At 52.7% G+C, this 16,694-nt stretch carries 15 protein-coding genes; 11 read left to right on the top strand and 4 right to left on the bottom strand.

Going from position 1 to position 16,694, the window contains the following annotated elements; translation table 11 throughout:
• The 4 genes from LDB27_RS02325 to tldD all read left to right on the top strand — a co-directional run bounded on the left by LDB27_RS02325 (window position 1) and on the right by tldD (window position 7,554).
• Window positions 1-594, top strand: a complete 594-nt coding sequence (locus LDB27_RS02325) for a Maf family protein (RefSeq protein WP_000210306.1) — start codon at window positions 1-3, stop codon at window positions 592-594.
• Window positions 584-2,053 (top strand): ribonuclease G, encoded by a 1,470-nt coding sequence (gene rng, locus LDB27_RS02330; protein WP_000123188.1) that lies wholly within the window; start codon window positions 584-586, stop codon window positions 2,051-2,053. Before LDB27_RS02325 ends, rng begins: the two co-directional genes overlap by 11 nt.
• Window positions 2,054-2,163: 110 nt before the next feature.
• Window positions 2,164-5,964 (top strand): AsmA2 domain-containing protein YhdP, encoded by a 3,801-nt coding sequence (yhdP, locus tag LDB27_RS02335; RefSeq protein ID WP_001253495.1) that lies wholly within the window; start codon window positions 2,164-2,166, stop codon window positions 5,962-5,964.
• Window positions 5,965-6,108: 144 nt separating this feature from the next.
• Window positions 6,109-7,554, top strand: a complete 1,446-nt coding sequence (gene tldD / locus LDB27_RS02340; RefSeq protein ID WP_000055936.1) for a metalloprotease TldD — start codon at window positions 6,109-6,111, stop codon at window positions 7,552-7,554.
• A gap of 121 nt (window positions 7,555-7,675) precedes the next feature.
• Here the strand turns inward: tldD and aaeR are convergent, their stop codons facing one another.
• Window positions 7,676-8,605, bottom strand: coding sequence for an HTH-type transcriptional activator AaeR (gene aaeR / locus LDB27_RS02345; RefSeq protein WP_000440300.1), 930 nt, complete (start codon window positions 8,603-8,605; stop codon window positions 7,676-7,678).
• Window positions 8,606-8,786: 181 nt separating this feature from the next.
• Here aaeR and aaeX point away from each other — a divergent pair, with 181 nt between their 5' ends.
• The 4 genes from aaeX to LDB27_RS02365 all read left to right on the top strand — a co-directional run bounded on the left by aaeX (window position 8,787) and on the right by LDB27_RS02365 (window position 12,347).
• On the top strand, window positions 8,787-8,990 hold the full coding sequence (gene aaeX / locus LDB27_RS02350; RefSeq protein WP_000051840.1) for a p-hydroxybenzoic acid efflux pump operon protein AaeX: 204 nt from the start codon (window positions 8,787-8,789) through the stop codon (window positions 8,988-8,990).
• 7 nt (window positions 8,991-8,997) lie between these two features.
• Complete coding sequence (aaeA, locus tag LDB27_RS02355; protein ID WP_000855138.1) at window positions 8,998-9,930, top strand: p-hydroxybenzoic acid efflux pump subunit AaeA; 933 nt, start codon at window positions 8,998-9,000, stop codon at window positions 9,928-9,930.
• Window positions 9,931-9,935: 5 nt separating this feature from the next.
• Complete coding sequence (gene aaeB / locus LDB27_RS02360; RefSeq protein ID WP_000510913.1) at window positions 9,936-11,903, top strand: p-hydroxybenzoic acid efflux pump subunit AaeB; 1,968 nt, start codon at window positions 9,936-9,938, stop codon at window positions 11,901-11,903.
• A gap of 171 nt (window positions 11,904-12,074) precedes the next feature.
• A complete protein-coding gene (locus LDB27_RS02365) occupies window positions 12,075-12,347 on the top strand; it encodes a hypothetical protein (protein WP_001103887.1) in 273 nt (90 codons plus the stop codon).
• A 59-nt stretch (window positions 12,348-12,406) separates the two neighbouring features.
• Here LDB27_RS02365 and yhcN-B read toward each other — a convergent pair whose 3' ends face one another.
• The 3 genes from yhcN-B to argR all read right to left on the bottom strand — a co-directional run bounded on the left by yhcN-B (window position 12,407) and on the right by argR (window position 13,875).
• Complete coding sequence (gene yhcN-B / locus LDB27_RS02370) at window positions 12,407-12,673, bottom strand: DUF1471 family stress response protein YhcN-B (protein ID WP_000853277.1); 267 nt, start codon at window positions 12,671-12,673, stop codon at window positions 12,407-12,409.
• 103 nt (window positions 12,674-12,776) lie between these two features.
• Entirely contained in the window at window positions 12,777-13,040 is a 264-nt protein-coding gene (gene yhcN, locus LDB27_RS02375; protein WP_001022820.1) for a peroxide/acid stress response protein YhcN, read from the bottom strand.
• A gap of 364 nt (window positions 13,041-13,404) precedes the next feature.
• A complete protein-coding gene (gene argR, locus LDB27_RS02380; protein ID WP_001257852.1) occupies window positions 13,405-13,875 on the bottom strand; it encodes a transcriptional regulator ArgR in 471 nt (156 codons plus the stop codon).
• Between the two features lie 414 nt (window positions 13,876-14,289).
• On the opposite strand from argR, the gene mdh reads away from it, so the two are divergent.
• The 3 genes from mdh to LDB27_RS02395 all read left to right on the top strand — a co-directional run bounded on the left by mdh (window position 14,290) and on the right by LDB27_RS02395 (window position 16,629).
• The gene (mdh, locus tag LDB27_RS02385) at window positions 14,290-15,228 is read left to right on the top strand and encodes a malate dehydrogenase (RefSeq protein ID WP_000861586.1); all 939 of its coding nucleotides are present in this window, start codon (window positions 14,290-14,292) and stop codon (window positions 15,226-15,228) included.
• Between the two features lie 119 nt (window positions 15,229-15,347).
• The gene (locus LDB27_RS02390) at window positions 15,348-15,977 is read left to right on the top strand and encodes a GntR family transcriptional regulator (RefSeq protein ID WP_000723776.1); all 630 of its coding nucleotides are present in this window, start codon (window positions 15,348-15,350) and stop codon (window positions 15,975-15,977) included.
• Window positions 15,964-16,629, top strand: coding sequence for a GntR family transcriptional regulator (locus LDB27_RS02395; protein ID WP_001171581.1), 666 nt, complete (start codon window positions 15,964-15,966; stop codon window positions 16,627-16,629). The genes LDB27_RS02390 and LDB27_RS02395 overlap by 14 nt, the downstream gene beginning before the upstream one ends.
• Window positions 16,630-16,694: the final 65 nt, after the last annotated feature.

Raw genomic sequence — 16,694 nt, forward strand, 5'->3', positions numbered from 1 at the left:
ATGACAACTCTGTATCTTGCTTCCGGTTCCCCGCGTCGCCAGGAATTATTGACTCAACTTGGATTTTCATTCGAGCAGGTCGTGCCTGGTATTGAAGAGCAACGGCGTGCTCAGGAAAGCGCGCAGCAGTATGTTGTTCGGCTGGCGCGCGAAAAGGCGCAGGCTGGCGTGGCGCTGGTTCCCCGTGATCTGCCGGTGTTGGGCGCGGATACGATAGTCGTGTTAAATGGCGAGGTGCTGGAAAAGCCGCGCGACGCCGCTCATGCCGCAGAAATGCTGCGTTTGCTTTCCGGAAATACGCATCAGGTGATGACTGCTGTTGCGCTTGCGGACTCGCAGCAGACGCTGGATTGTCTGGTGGTAACGGAGGTGACTTTCCGCACGCTTTCTGCGCAGGATATTACTGGCTATGTCGCCAGCGGCGAGCCTTTAGATAAAGCAGGTGCATACGGTATTCAGGGGCGGGGTGGCTGTTTTGTCAGGAAGATAAATGGCAGCTATCACGCCGTGGTCGGCTTACCGCTGGTTGAAACGTATGAGTTGTTGAGTCATTTTAACGCACTGCGTGATAAAAGGGATAAACATGACGGCTGAATTGTTGGTAAACGTAACGCCATCGGAAACGCGCGTGGCGTACATTGATGGCGGTATTCTTCAGGAAATCCATATTGAGCGCGAAGCGCGACGCGGAATCGTAGGCAATATCTACAAAGGTCGTGTAAGTCGTGTACTTCCAGGTATGCAGGCGGCTTTTGTAGATATTGGGCTGGATAAAGCCGCATTTCTTCATGCTTCCGACATTATGCCGCATACCGAATGCGTGGCGGGCGACGAGCAAAAACAGTTTACGGTGCGCGATATCTCCGAACTGGTGCGTCAGGGACAGGATCTGATGGTGCAGGTAGTGAAAGATCCGCTCGGCACGAAAGGCGCGCGTTTGACCACGGACATCACGTTGCCCTCCCGTTACCTTGTTTTTATGCCCGGGGCGTCACACGTTGGCGTTTCCCAGCGTATCGAAAGCGAAAGTGAACGCGAGCGCCTGAAAAAGGTGGTGGCGGAATACTGCGACGAACAGGGCGGGTTTATTATCCGTACCGCGGCGGAAGGCGTGTGTGAAGAGGATCTCGCGTCTGACGCCGCCTATCTCAAGCGCGTCTGGACGAAAGTCATGGAGCGCAAAAAGCGTCCGCAAACGCGCTACCAGATGTATGGCGAACTGGCGCTGGCGCAGCGCGTGCTGCGCGATTTCGCCGATGCGCAGTTGGACCGAATTCGCGTCGACTCACGTCTGACCTATGAGTCGCTGCTGGAGTTTACCGCAGAATACATCCCGGAAATGACCAGTAAGCTGGAGCATTACAGTGGCCATCAGCCGATCTTCGATCTTTATGACGTGGAAAATGAAATCCAGCGCGCGCTGGAGCGTAAGGTTGAACTCAAGTCCGGCGGTTATCTGATTATCGACCAAACCGAAGCGATGACGACGGTAGATATCAATACCGGCGCGTTTGTCGGACACCGTAATCTCGACGACACCATTTTTAATACCAATATTGAAGCGACTCAGGCCATTGCCCGCCAGCTACGCCTGCGTAATCTGGGCGGCATTATCATTATCGATTTTATCGACATGAATAATGAAGATCATCGCCGCCGGGTGCTGCATTCGCTGGAACAGGCGTTAAGTAAGGATCGCGTGAAAACCAGTATTAACGGTTTTTCGCCGCTGGGGCTGGTGGAAATGACCCGTAAACGGACTCGTGAAAGCGTGGAACATGTGCTTTGTAACGAGTGTCCAACCTGTCATGGCCGCGGGACGGTAAAAACGGTGGAAACCGTCTGCTATGAGATCATGCGTGAAATTGTACGTGTTCATCACGCTTATGACTCCGATCGCTTCCTGGTTTATGCTTCTCCTGCGGTGGCGGAAGCGCTGAAAGGCGAAGAATCACACGCGCTGGCGGAAGTCGAAATCTTTGTCGGCAAACAGGTTAAAGTTCAGGTCGAACCGCTTTATAACCAGGAGCAGTTTGACGTCGTAATGATGTAATTGAGTAGTAGCACCAGCGCATGTAGGCCGGATAAGGCGCAAGCGCCGCCATCCGGCAATATACCTTCAAGGGGTGTGAGTCGTATTTTTTGGCAGACAAGGAGAGACGCGTGAGGCGATTGCCGGGGATTTTATTGCTCACTGGAGCCGCGCTCATCGTCATTGCAGCGCTGCTGGTTAGCGGGTTGCGCCTGGCGTTGCCTCATCTTGACGCCTGGCGTCCAGCTATCCTGAATAAAATTGAGTCTGTGACCGGCGTGCCGGTGGCCGCCAGCCAACTCTCCGCAAGCTGGCAAAATTTTGGCCCTACGCTGGAAGCGCATAATATTCATGCCGCCCTGAAAGATGGCGGCGAACTGTCGATAAAACGCGTTACGCTGGCGCTGGACGTCTGGCAAAGCCTGTTGCATATGCGCTGGCAGTTTCGCGACCTGACCTTCTGGCAACTCAATTTCCGCACCAACACGCCTCTTCAAAGCAGCGACGGCGAAGGCATCGAAACCAGCCGTTTAAGCGATCTTTTCCTGCGTCAGTTCGATCATTTCGATCTGCGCGATAGCCAAATCAGTTTTCTGACGCTTTCCGGACAACGCGCGGAGCTGGCGATCCCACAGCTTACCTGGCTAAACGGCAAAGAGCGGCACCGCGCCGAAGGCGAGGTCAGTCTCTCCAGCCTGACCGGGCAGCACGGTGTGATGCAGGTGCGGATGGATTTACGCGATGACGACGGTTTGCTGAATAATGGCAGAGTCTGGTTACAGGCCGACGATATTGACGTCAAGCCGTGGCTGGGCAAATGGATGCAGGATAATGTGGCGCTCCAGACGGCGCGTTTCAGTCTGGAAGGCTGGATGACGCTCAGCAAAGGCGAAATCGCCGGAGGAGACGTCTGGCTGAAACAGGGTGGCGCAAGCTGGCTGGGTGATAACACGACGCACACGCTGTCTGTCGATAACCTGACGGCGCAGATTAGCCGCGAGCAGCCGGGCTGGCAGTTTTATATTCCGGACACACGGATTACGCTTGATGGTAAACCCTGGCCGAGCGGAGCCTTAACCGTGGCCTGGCTCCCGCAGCAGGATGTCGGCGGCGAGAATCACACACGTAGCGATGAGCTACGCATTCGCGCCAGTAACCTTGAACTGGCGGGGCTGGAAGCATTACGTCCGCTGGCGGCTAAACTGTCGCCTGTGCTGGGCGAAATATGGCAGGCTACGCAGCCGAGCGGAAAGATCGCCACACTGGCGCTGGATATTCCGCTACAGGCGACCGAAAAAACGCGTTTTCAGGCATCGTGGGAAAATCTTGCCTGGAAACAGTGGAAGCTGTTGCCCGGCGCGGAACATTTTTCCGGTACGCTGGCGGGAAGCGTAGAAGACGGGCAGATGAAGGTTGCGATGCAGCAGGCTAAAATGCCCTATGAAACCGTTTTTCGCGCGCCGCTGGAAATTGAAAACGGCGTCGCGACGCTTAGCTGGTTGAAGAATGAGAACGGCTTTCAGCTTGATGGCCGCGACATTGACGTCAAAGCAAAGGCGGTACATGCGCGCGGCGGGTTCCGCTATCTGCAACCGACGGGCGACGAACCGTGGCTGGGCATTCTGGCCGGCATCAGTACCGACGATGGATCTCAGGCGTGGCGCTATTTTCCGGAAAACCTGATGGGCAAAGCGCTGGTCGATTACCTTAGCGGCGCGATTCAGGGCGGCGAGGCGGATAACGCCACGTTGGTTTACGGTGGTAACCCGCACCTCTTTCCCTATAAGCATAACGAAGGTCAGTTTGAAGTGCTGGTGCCGCTGCGCAATGCGACGTTTGCCTTTCAACCCGACTGGCCGGCGCTAAAAAATCTCAACATTGAACTGGATTTCCTGAACGACGGCCTGTGGATGCGTTCGGATAGCGTCGATTTGGGCGGGGTGAAGGCCAGCAAACTCGCGGCGGCGATTCCGGATTATTCCAAAGAGAAACTGCTCATTGATGCCGATATTAACGGGCCGGGAAAAGCCGTTGGGCCTTATTTTGACGAGACGCCGCTAAAAGACTCGCTTGGCTCGACGCTGGCGGAGCTCCAATTAGATGGTGATGTGAATGCTCGCTTACATCTTGATATTCCGCTGGATGGCGAACAGGTTACCGCTGAGGGCGATGTCTCGTTGCGTAATAACAGTCTGTTTATTAAGCCGCTAAACAGCACGCTCAAAAATCTGAACGGTAAATTCAGCTTTGTGAATGGCGCGCTAAAAAGCGGGCCGCTGACGGCAAACTGGTTTAATCAGCCGCTTAACCTGGATTTCAGTACGACGGAAGGGGCAAAAGCCTATCAGGTCGCCGTCAACCTGAACGGTAACTGGCAGCCAACGCGTATGGGCGTCTTACCGCCGCAACTGAATGACGCCCTGAGCGGCAGCGTGACGTGGAATGGTAAAGTCGGCATCGATCTTCCGTATCACGCTGACACCACTTATCACATCGAGCTGAACGGCGATCTGAGAAATGTGAGCAGTCACTTACCTTCTCCGCTAAATAAACCCGCAGGCGAAGCCATTCCGGTGAACATTCAGGCTGACGGCAACCTGAAAAGTTTTGCGCTAACGGGGAGCGCAGGGAGTAAAAATCACTTTAACAGCCGCTGGTTATTAAATCAGAAGCTGACGTTGGATCGGGCTATCTGGACGACGGACAGCCGGACGATTCCGCCATTACCTGCTCAACAAGGCGTTGAGCTCAATCTGCCGGCGCTGGATGGCGCGCAGTGGCTGGCGTTATTCCAGAAAGGCGCGGCGGATAACGTGAGCAGTTCGGCCGAGTTTCCTCAACGCATCACGTTGCGTACTCCCGCGCTATCGCTGGGCGGCCAGCAGTGGAACAATTTGAGCGTCGTTTCAGCCCCCTCGCTGAACGGAACAAAAATTGAAGCGCAGGGCCGTGAGGTGAACGCCACGCTGCTCATGCGCAACCATGCGCCGTGGCTGGCGAACATTAAGTACCTGTATTACAACCCTGGCGTCGCAAAAACGCACGCCTCGTCACCAACGCCGACATCGCCGTTGGCTTCGGCGAACACGATTAGCTTCCGCGGCTGGCCGGACTTACAGCTTCGCTGCGAAGAGTGCTGGCTGTGGGGGCAAAAATATGGGCGTATTGATGGCGATTTCGCCATCAAAGGCAATACGCTGACTCTGGCGAATGGCCTGATCGATACCGGATTCGCCCGTTTGAAAGCGAACGGCGAGTGGGTGAATGCGCCGGGTAATGAACGAACCTCGCTGAAAGGTAGTCTGCATGGTAGTAACCTCGACACGGCTGCCGGGTTCTTCGGCATCTCGACGCCAATCCAGAACGCGTCTTTTAACGTAGATTACGATCTGCACTGGCGAAACCCGCCCTGGCAACCTGAGGAAGCCACGCTCAACGGGATTTTACGTACGCGTCTGGGTAAAGGCGAGTTTACTGATCTCAGTAGCGGTCATGCCGGACAGTTACTGCGGCTGCTCAGTTTTGATGCGTTGCTGCGTAAGCTGCGGTTTGACTTCAGAGATACCTTTAGCGAGGGCTTCTATTTCGACTCTATTCATAGTACCGCGTGGATTAAAGATGGCGTCCTGCATACTGACGATACGCTGGTGGATGGGCTGGAAGCGGATATTGCAATGAAAGGTTCTGTTGATCTGGTGCGTCGTCGTCTTGATATGGAGGCCGTTGTCGCGCCGGAAATTTCCGCCACCGTGGGCGTCGCCGCCGCGTTTGCCGTTAACCCGATTGTCGGCGCGGCGGTATTTGCCGCCAGTAAAGTGTTGGGGCCGCTATGGAGCAAGGTCTCCATTTTGCGATATCGCATTACCGGTCCGGTCGATGCGCCGCAGATCAACGAAGTTCTGCGCCAACCGAGAAAAGAAAGCCAGCAATGATTTGACGGGGGCGAGGAATTGCCCCACTCTCAGTAAATAGTCATGCCGGACGGCGCTGCGTTTATCCGGTTTGTACAATCTAACAACGTAGTCCGGATAAGGCGTGAACCGCCATCCGGCAGAAATCAACGAGTAGCAAAAACGATGAGTCTGAACCTGGTAAGTGAACAATTGCTAGCGGCGAATGGCCTGAACCATCAGGATCTGTTCGCTATTTTGGGCCAACTGGCCGAACGCCGTCTTGATTATGGCGACCTCTATTTTCAGTCGAGCTATCACGAATCCTGGGTTTTAGAAGACCGCATCATTAAAGATGGTTCATATAATATCGACCAGGGCGTTGGCGTTCGCGCCATTAGCGGCGAAAAAACCGGTTTTGCTTATGCTGACCAGATAAGCCTCCTGGCGCTGGAGCAGAGTGCGCAGGCAGCGCGAACCATTGTACGCGAGAACGGTGAAGGCAAGGTAAAAACGCTCGCCGCCGTAGCGCATCAGCCGCTCTACACCACCCTTGATCCGCTGCAAAGTATGAGCCGCGAAGAGAAGCTGGATATCCTCAGACGCGTTGATAAAGCGGCGCGAGAAGCCGATAAACGCGTGCAGGAAGTTAACGCCAGCCTGACCGGCGTATATGAATTAATCCTCGTGGCGGCGACCGACGGGACGCTGGCGGCGGATGTCCGTCCACTGGTGCGGTTGTCCGTTAGCGTGCAGGTGGAAGAAGACGGTAAACGCGAGCGCGGCGCCAGCGGCGGCGGCGGTCGCTTTGGTTATGAGTATTTTCTTGCCGATCTCGACGGCGAGGTTCGCGCCGACGCGTGGGCGAAAGAAGCGGTACGCATGGCGCTGGTTAATCTCTCCGCGGTCGCTGCGCCAGCGGGGACGTTACCGGTGGTTCTGGGCGCCGGGTGGCCGGGCGTATTGCTGCACGAAGCGGTCGGGCACGGGCTGGAAGGTGATTTTAACCGTCGTGGGACGTCTGTGTTTAGCGGTCAGATCGGCGAGCAGGTTGCCTCCGCGCTTTGCACCGTAGTGGATGACGGCACAATGATGAACCGTCGTGGCTCCGTTGCTATCGATGATGAAGGTACGCCAGGCCAGTACAACGTATTGATTGAAAATGGCGTGCTGAAAGGATACATGCAGGACAAGCTGAACGCGCGCCTGATGGGCGCTGCGCCGACCGGTAACGGGCGTCGCGAATCTTATGCGCATCTGCCGATGCCGCGTATGACGAATACCTATATGTTGGCGGGGCAGTCAACGCCGCAGGAAATTATCGAATCCGTTGAGTACGGCATCTATGCGCCTAACTTTGGCGGCGGTCAGGTGGATATCACCTCCGGCAAGTTTGTGTTCTCTACCTCGGAAGCGTATCTGATTGAAAACGGCAAAGTCACGACGCCGGTGAAGGGCGCGACGTTGATTGGATCAGGCATTGAAACGATGCAACAGATCTCCATGGTCGGCAACGACCTTAAGCTGGATAACGGGGTGGGGGTCTGCGGTAAAGAGGGTCAAAGTCTGCCGGTAGGCGTAGGCCAGCCGACGCTGAAAGTCGATAACCTGACGGTTGGCGGCACCGCATAACTGTCCGCCTTATCAGGCCTGTGGTGTGTGCCGCCCAGGCCTGATAAGCGCAGCGCCATCAGGCAATGTCAGCCTCGGGTGGCATCTGGCTACAATCGTCTTCAGCAATTACCCGGTGTTTTTATTTTTCTTTCCCTCGCCCGTGCATCCCCTGAAACAGGTGTGCGACATCGACAAAATAGTCAGTTAACGCGTTAATCACTACCTGCACTTTAAGCGGCAGCTTATCTTTTTCGGTGTACAGCGCGTACACCGGACGGGGATCGGACTGATAGCGAGGCAGCAGGATCTCCAGATCGCCACGATTGATCTCATCGATCACCCACATCAGCGGCACATAGGCGATTCCGGTTCCGGCGGTCAGCCAGCGTACCAGCGTCATCGGATCGTTAGTGACGAACCGCCCCTGTGGAATCAGTCGGGTAGAAATTCCTTCCGGCGCGATAAGTTCAAACTCATTATCCGGGCGCACGCTATATTCCAGCCAGGAATGGCTACTGAGATCGGCGGGTTTTTCCGGGACGCCGTACTGAGCGAGGTAGGGCTTGGCGGCGCACACAACCATCGGCATCGCGCCAAGTCGACGGGAAAACAGGCTGGAGTCTTGCAGCGCGCCCACGCGGATCACCACGTCCAGCCCGTCGGCAATTAAATCCGGAGCCGGAATTCCTGTCACCAGATTGACCGCCAGACCGGGATACTCTTTTAATAATTTTGCGGTAAGCCCGGCCAGCACATTTTGCGCCATGGTTGAAGAACAGCCGATACGCAATGTACCGATAGGCGTGTTATTAAAAGCGTAAAGCTGCTCGTGAACATCCTGCACTTCATGCAGCATACGACGACAGCCCTGATAATAGATTTTTCCAGCCTCGGTGAGCCCAATGCTGCGTGTGCTGCGGTTGAGCAATTTAACCTGAAGCTCATCTTCCAGTTTCGCCACAGTCTGGCTGATGGACGATACGCTCATTTGCAGCTGTCTGGCTGCGGCGGTAAAAGAGCCAAACTCGACAACTTTGGCGAATACCGACATTCGTTTTAATCGTTCCATTATTCACTCTGGCTTAAAAGTGATTTAGATCACATAATATAGATAACAGCATAACAATTACGTTAATATACTATTATTCGAATAAGAGCTATGTCGCTCTCGCCTGGCGTCTCTTGCCCTTCTCTGCGGCGATGTAGCTTAACAATCTATCGCCTGCTCTCTCTCAGAAATCAAGGTCAACATGAGTCTGTTTCCCGTTATCGTGGTGTTTGGTCTTTCCTTCCCACCGATATTTTTCGAATTGCTTTTGTCACTGGCTATTTTTTGGCTGGTGCGTCGGATGCTTGTACCGACGGGCATCTATGATTTTGTCTGGCATCCGGCTCTGTTCAATACCGCGCTGTATTGTTGTCTGTTTTATTTAATATCGCGCCTGTTCGTTTGAGGTTGAAGTGAAAACACTAACAAGAAAACTCTCCCGTACGGCCATTACCCTCGTACTGGTTATTCTGGCCTTTATCGCCATTTTCCGCGCCTGGGTGTATTACACCGAATCTCCCTGGACGCGCGACGCGCGTTTTAGCGCCGATGTCGTCGCTATTGCCCCGGATGTCGCGGGCCTGATTACCCATGTAAACGTGCATGATAACCAACTGGTGAAAAAGGATCAGGTCCTGTTTACCATCGATCAGCCACGCTATCAAAAAGCGCTGGCGGAAGCGGAAGCTGATGTAGCCTATTATCAGGTCCTGGCGCAGGAAAAACGCCAGGAAGCCAGTCGCCGTAATCGCCTCGGCGTACAGGCGATGTCCCGGGAAGAGATCGATCAGGCGAACAATGTTTTGCAGACTGTACTGCATCAACTGGCTAAAGCCCAGGCGACGCGCGATCTGGCTAAACTCGATCTGGAACGCACCGTCATTCGCGCGCCTGCCGACGGCTGGGTGACTAACCTCAATGTTTATGCCGGTGAATTTATTACCCGCGGTTCCACAGCCGTCGCCCTGGTGAAAAAGAACTCTTTTTACGTGCAGGCCTATATGGAAGAGACCAAGCTGGAAGGCGTGCGTCCGGGATATCGTGCCGAAATCACGCCGCTTGGCAGTAACCGGGTATTAAAAGGTACCGTCGATAGCGTGGCGGCAGGGGTAACGAATGCCAGCAGTACCAGCGATGCGAAAGGGATGGCGACGATAGACTCTAACCTCGAATGGGTGCGTCTGGCCCAGCGTGTCCCGGTGCGCATCCGGCTCGACGAGCAGCAGGGGAATTTGTGGCCTGCCGGTACGACGGCAACCGTCGTGATCACCGGTAAGCAGGATCGTGACGCAAGCCAGGACTCCTTCTTCCGTAAACTGGCGCACCGGCTGCGCGAATTCGGTTAATCGTCATGGGCATTTTCTCCATTGCCAACCAGCACATTCGTTTTGCGGTAAAGCTGGCGTGCGCCATTGTGCTGGCATTATTTATCGGCTTCCATTTTCAACTGGAGACGCCGCGTTGGGCGGTGCTGACCGCCGCGATCGTGGCGGCAGGCCCGGCATTTGCCGCCGGCGGGGAACCCTATTCCGGCGCTATCCGTTATCGCGGAATGTTGCGTATTATCGGGACGTTTATTGGCTGTATCGCCGCGCTTATCATTATTATCTCTATGATCCGCGCGCCGCTATTGATGATTTTGGTGTGCTGTGTCTGGGCCGGTTTTTGTACCTGGATCTCCTCTTTAGTACGGATCGAAAACTCTTATGCGTGGGGACTGTCAGGTTATACTGCGCTGATCATTGTGATTACCATTCAGACGGAGCCGCTGCTCACGCCGCAATTTGCGCTTGAACGCTGTAGCGAAATCGTCATCGGCATTGGCTGCGCTATTTTAGCGGATCTGCTTTTCTCGCCGCGATCGATAAAGCAGGAGGTTGATCGCGAACTGGACAGTTTACTGGTAGCGCAATATCAGCTAATGCAACTTTGTATTAAGCATGGCGACAGCGAAGAAGTCGACAACGCCTGGGGCGATCTGGTGCGACGCACGGCGGCGCTGGAGGGGATGCGAAGTAATCTGAATATGGAATCTTCGCGCTGGGTACGCGCTAACCGCCGCCTGAAAGCGTTGAATACGCTTTCGCTCACGCTGATTACGCAATCCTGTGAAACTTATCTTATTCAAAACACGCGGCCGGAACTGATTACCGATACATTCCGGGAACTGTTCGAGACGCCGGTTGAAACGGTACAGGACGTCCACAGACAGTTAAAACGGATGCGGCGTGTCATTGTCTGGACCGGCGAGCGCGAAACGCCCGTCACGCTTTATAGCTGGGTAGGCGCTGCGACGCGCTATCTGCTGCTTAAACGCGGCGTGATCAGCAACACCAAAATCAGCGCGACGGAAGAAGAGATCCTGCAAGGCGAGCCCGTAGTTAAAGTGGAATCCGCTGAACGCCACCATGCGATGGTGAACTTCTGGCGCACCACGCTTTCCTGCATTCTGGGGACATTATTCTGGCTATGGACCGGCTGGACATCGGGTAATGGCGCGATGGTGATGATTGCCGTGGTGACCTCGCTGGCGATGCGTTTACCCAATCCGCGCATGGTCTGCATTGATTTTATTTATGGCACTCTGGCGGCGTTGCCGCTGGGATTGCTCTATTTCCTGGTGATTATTCCCAATACGCAGCAAAGTATGCTGTTGTTATGTTTGAGCCTGGCGGTATTGGGGTTCTTTATCGGCATTGAGGTCCAGAAACGGCGTCTGGGGTCGATGGGGGCGCTGGCCAGTACGATTAACATTATTGTGTTGGATAATCCGATGACGTTCCATTTCAGCCAGTTCCTCGACAGCGCGTTGGGGCAAATTGTTGGCTGTATGCTGGCGTTTATCGTCATCCTGCTGGTGCGTGATAAATCCAAAGATCGAACCGGTCGCGTGCTGCTTAATCAGTTTGTTTCCGCTGCGGTCTCGGCAATGACGACCAACGTGGTACGTCGTAAAGAAAACCGTCTGCCTGCGTTATATCAGCAACTCTTTTTGCTGATGAATAAATTCCCTGGCGATTTGCCGAAGTTTCGCCTGGCGCTAACGATGATCATTGCTCATCAACGCCTGCGCGACGCGCCGATACCGGTTAATGAAGATCTGTCAGTGTTTCACCGTCAGCTTCGTCGTACCGCAGACCATGTTATTTCCGCCGGAAGCGATGATAAACGGCGACGCTACTTTGGTCAGTTGCTGGATGAGCTGGATATCTATCAGGAGAAATTACGTATCTGGGAGGCGCCGCCGCAGGTGACGGAACCGGTTAAACGCCTGACGGGCATGTTACATAAATACCAGAACGCGCTTACCGATAGCTAACCCACAAGAACCGATGCCAAAAGCGTCGGTTTTTTTATGACTATACTTATTTGAGATACAAAAACAGCGCAAGAGTGCTCCGGGGCTAAAAGCGTTTCTGGAAGTGAAACCTCTGCATAATGATGCTTAGTAGTAAAACAGACAATTGTCTGTCGGGGATGGTGGCTGGCTATGAATGTCTATACTTTTGATTTTAATGATATTAAAAACCAAAGCGATTTTTATCGCGAGTTTACGCAGACGTTTGGTCTTGCCAGTGAGAAAGTAAGCGATCTTGATACATTATGGGATGCGGTAATGAGCGATATCTTACCCCTACCGCTAGAGATTGAGTTTGTTCACCTGCCTGATAAACTGCGCAGGCGCTACGGGGCGCTGATTTTACTCTTTGATGAAGCGGAAGAAGAGCTGGAGGGGCGGCTACGGTTTAATGTCCGGCATTGAAAAAGCATAAAAAAGCCCCCGACAGGCGGGGGCAAGTCGTCGGGTTAGACGACGAGGGTTTACTTATACAACTCGGCGGTGGCGTGCCAGTTATCACCTTCTTTTAATTCGATGATGCGATAGCTATTAGCGCCTGCTTTTTCGGCTTTAGCGACGATCTCCTGGCGCATATCCATTGGCGTACTGCCAATCTGCGAGACGGAAATGGTGCCCATCGGTTGCAGATTCTGCGCCTGTTCCGCGTTGACCTGGTGTACTGCGGCATTTGCGCCGAAAGAGAGCAGAGTGGCCAGGCCGAGTGATGCGATAATGTATTTCGTTTTCATGGTCTTTTATTCCTTTATAGGGTCAACCTCGCGGATTAATGGGCTTTTCTTATGCGATATCTCCGCGAAGTAACGACACGTTATATGCGATGGCAGGTGAATTTTATTTGTACAGTTCGGCAGTGGCGTGCCAGTTGCTGCCGCTACGCGCTTCGGTAATGTGGTAGGCCGTAGCGCCTTGTTCATCCGCTTTTTTGCTCAGCATGGCGTTCATATCCATAGGCGATGAGCCGATAGCGCTGACTGAAACCGATCCGATTGCTTCACGATTTTGCGCTTGCTCTGCGCTGATAGGTTCTGCGGCGAAAGCGCCAAAAGAGAGAACGGACAGAACACTTAATGTTGCAACAGTGGTTTTGATATTCATGATTTTTACCTCGTCGAATTCCTTTACTGGGGTCTTTGTTTCGTGACCCTCATCACAAAATTAAGTATACACTAATCACGCGATTAATTAATACCACGCTAATTGTTTCTGCTTTTTAAAGACATTAAAAATTTTATTTTTTATAACGTTATGGAATTAAAATTGCTGTTTTTCGCCGCTGTCTTTTAAAAAATAAAAGAAAATCAATTGGTTAAGAAATTTGGCATTTTGTGCGTTTTTTTGATTTGTCATTCACGTGGTGAATGTTTAAGGGCATGATTTGCCAAATGATAGCCGTACAGGAAAGCGGCGAGGGGAGAGGACAAAAAGGTGCCTCCGCCGTACGACGACGGAGGAAGTGGGACTAGAGCTCTTGTTCAAAAAGTTCCAGAATGGCTTCGTACAGATCTCTTACGGAAAATCCGCTGGCAGGCGTAGTGAAGATAGTATCGTCGCCGGCAATCGTGCCGAGAATACCTTCTGCTTTCCCCAGTGAATCCAGCAGGCGCGCAATGAGTTGTGCCGCGCCGGGGCTGGTATGAATCACCACGACAGCGTCGTTATAGTCGATATCCAGCACCAGATTTTTCAACGGACTGGATGTTGTTGGGACGCCCAGTTCAGCCGGAAGACAGTACACCATTTCCATTTTTGCGTTACGTGTACGCACTGCGCCGAACTTAGTCAACATGCGCGAGACCTTGGACTGATTGATATTTTCAAAGCCCTGATCCTGCAACGCGAGGACGATTTCGCCCTGTGAGCTGAATTTTTCTTCTTTGAGGAGCGCTTTAAACGCTCTTACTAGTTCTTCTTGTTTAGCCGAGCTTCGCATAAGTCACCCGTAATATGGCGGTAGAAACAACATTATTGTGCATACAGATGAATTTTTATGCAAACAGTCTGCCTTGTTTAAGGCTGAAATAATGTTATGAAAGAGCGGAATTTTATCAAATTTCGTTATCAAGAAACATGCCTGTGTCACGCCTCGCAAATAAGATTAAAAGTAAATTAATTGTTATCAAAATGATGTTGTTTTGAGAGGATAGTAGGGTATATTGTCACCACCTGTAGGAACGTTGCTCTCTGGTTGCAGTCGATCCGGATTACGCAAATTAAATGCATAAAAGCCAAAATTGCGCGACTCCGCATTCTTGATGAGTGAGGATTGTAATCATTGAATTTGTGAATTAAGGTCGCCGCCGCGGAGCAATAGACACTTAGCTAATCATATAATAAGGAGTTTAGGATGAAAGTCGCAGTCCTCGGCGCTGCTGGTGGTATCGGTCAGGCGCTGGCATTACTTTTAAAAAACCAACTGCCTTCAGGTTCAGAACTCTCCCTGTACGACATCGCTCCAGTGACTCCCGGTGTGGCCGTTGATTTGAGCCATATCCCCACCGCTGTAAAAATCAAAGGTTTCTCCGGTGAAGACGCAACCCCGGCGCTTGAAGGCGCTGACGTAGTACTGATTTCTGCGGGTGTGGCGCGTAAGCCGGGTATGGACCGTTCCGACCTGTTTAACGTTAACGCCGGCATCGTGAAAAACCTGGTGCAGCAGATCGCTAAAACCTGCCCGAAAGCGTGCGTGGGCATTATCACCAACCCGGTGAACACCACCGTTGCGATTGCGGCGGAAGTGCTGAAAAAAGCAGGCGTATACGACAAAAACAAACTGTTTGGCGTCACCACGCTGGATATCATCCGCTCTAATACCTTTGTTGCAGAGCTGAAAGGTAAGCTGCCAACGGAAGTTGAAGTCCCGGTGATTGGCGGGCACTCCGGCGTGACGATTCTGCCGCTGCTGTCGCAGATTCCAGGCGTAAGTTTTACCGAACAAGAAGCGGCCGAGCTGACTAAACGTATTCAGAACGCCGGTACTGAAGTCGTCGAGGCGAAAGCCGGCGGCGGATCGGCAACCCTCTCTATGGGTCAGGCTGCCGCACGTTTCGGTCTTTCTCTGGTTCGCGCTCTGCAGGGCGAAAAAGGCGTGGTGGAATGCGCCTATGTGGAAGGCGACGGTCAGTATGCCCGTTTCTTCTCTCAGCCGCTGCTGCTGGGTAAAAACGGTGTAGAAGAGCGTAAATCCATCGGCACACTGAGCGCTTTTGAGCAACATTCGCTGGACGCTATGCTGGATACGCTGAAAAAAGATATTCAGTTGGGTGAAGATTTTATTAATAAATAAGCTGTTCCTGCCCGATGCCGGGGCTTTTGCTCCGGCTTCTTTGACTGTAAACAAGCCACGAAATCAAGTACTAAATCTGCTAAACTCCTCACGTCTTATCGGTTATTAACGAGAACGTCGTGAAAAAGATCCAAAGAACGCAAACCCGCGATCACATTACGCAAATGCTTCGCTATGAAATTCTTTCCGGCAATATAAAAGCGGGAGAAGAACTCGCGCAGGAAAGTATTGCGGAGCAGCTTGGTCTTTCACGAATGCCGGTTCGAGAAGCGCTACAGTCACTCGAACAGGAAGGTTTTTTAATCCGACTGCCCAACAGGCACATGCAGGTCGCGCATCTTGAGGCCGATCGCGTGAGTCATATTTTTCGCGTAATTGCCGCGATGGCCGCCGAAATGTTTTCGCTGATACCCAGCGAAGTAGGCGATGCCCTTCTGATACGTGCGCAAGCGCTGGCTGTCGCAGAAGACAAATCCTGCGAACTGGAGTGTCATGCGATGCTGATTTCTTATGTGAATAACCGCTATCTGGAAAAGGTGTATCAGCAGTTCCTGGACGGCTATGTTTCTTATGTTATTTTGCATCTGAAAAAAGATAATCAGGAGTCGGCGCAGCTTTTCGCTGAACTGGCTGACGTCATACGCCAGGGGCGGCGTGATGAGATTGGGCAAGTTATGCAGCGTTATTTCCTCTCTTTAGCAGAAATAATGCGTCAACATATGAAGGATTGGGAAAGTGCAGAAGCCTAAATTAGGGAAGATTAAGCTTCTTTCAGCGAAAGAACAGGTCGCGGCGGTGCTGCGTAAAGCGATTCTTTCGAGGGAGTTAGTGGAAGGGCAGGAGATTACGTTAGAAGGCATTGCCGGAATGGTCGGCGTGTCCAGTATGCCAGTGCGCGAGGCGTTTCAGATTCTGGCGGCGGATGGGCTGATAAAAGTGCGCCCTAATAAAGGGGCGGTGGTGTTGGGCATCAATGAACAAACGATCCGTGAACACTATGAAATTCGCGCGCTGTTAGAAAGTGAGGCGGTGGCTAAAGCTTCTCGTCCCGGCACCGATATCTCGCGGATAGCCCAGGTGCATTATGCCGCTGAAAAGGCTCTCGCGGAAAATAACTCGGCGGAATACTCCGACCTGAATCAGGCATTTCATATGGAAATCTGGAATGTTGCTGGCAACGAAAAAATGAAAATGTTGCTCTGTAATATGTGGAACGGCCTTTCGATGGGCCATAAGGTCACCGAAGAAGAGTATGCCGTGATTTCCATTCAGGAACATAAAAGTATTCTGCAAGCTCTTGAACTTCATGATGAAACATTGGCACGCCAGCGCATGCGCGAACACATTATTCGCTCGATGGAGAATATGCTGACCCGCTATGTTGGTGACCCTTCTGCCTGATCTTTTCGCCTGCGTGAGCATCGCAGGCGCTTCAACCAATTCTTCAATTCTATTAATCACGTCCA

The organism is Salmonella sp. JXY0409-18 (assembly GCF_020268625.1).
GTDB classification, from domain to species: domain Bacteria; phylum Pseudomonadota; class Gammaproteobacteria; order Enterobacterales; family Enterobacteriaceae; genus Salmonella; species Salmonella enterica.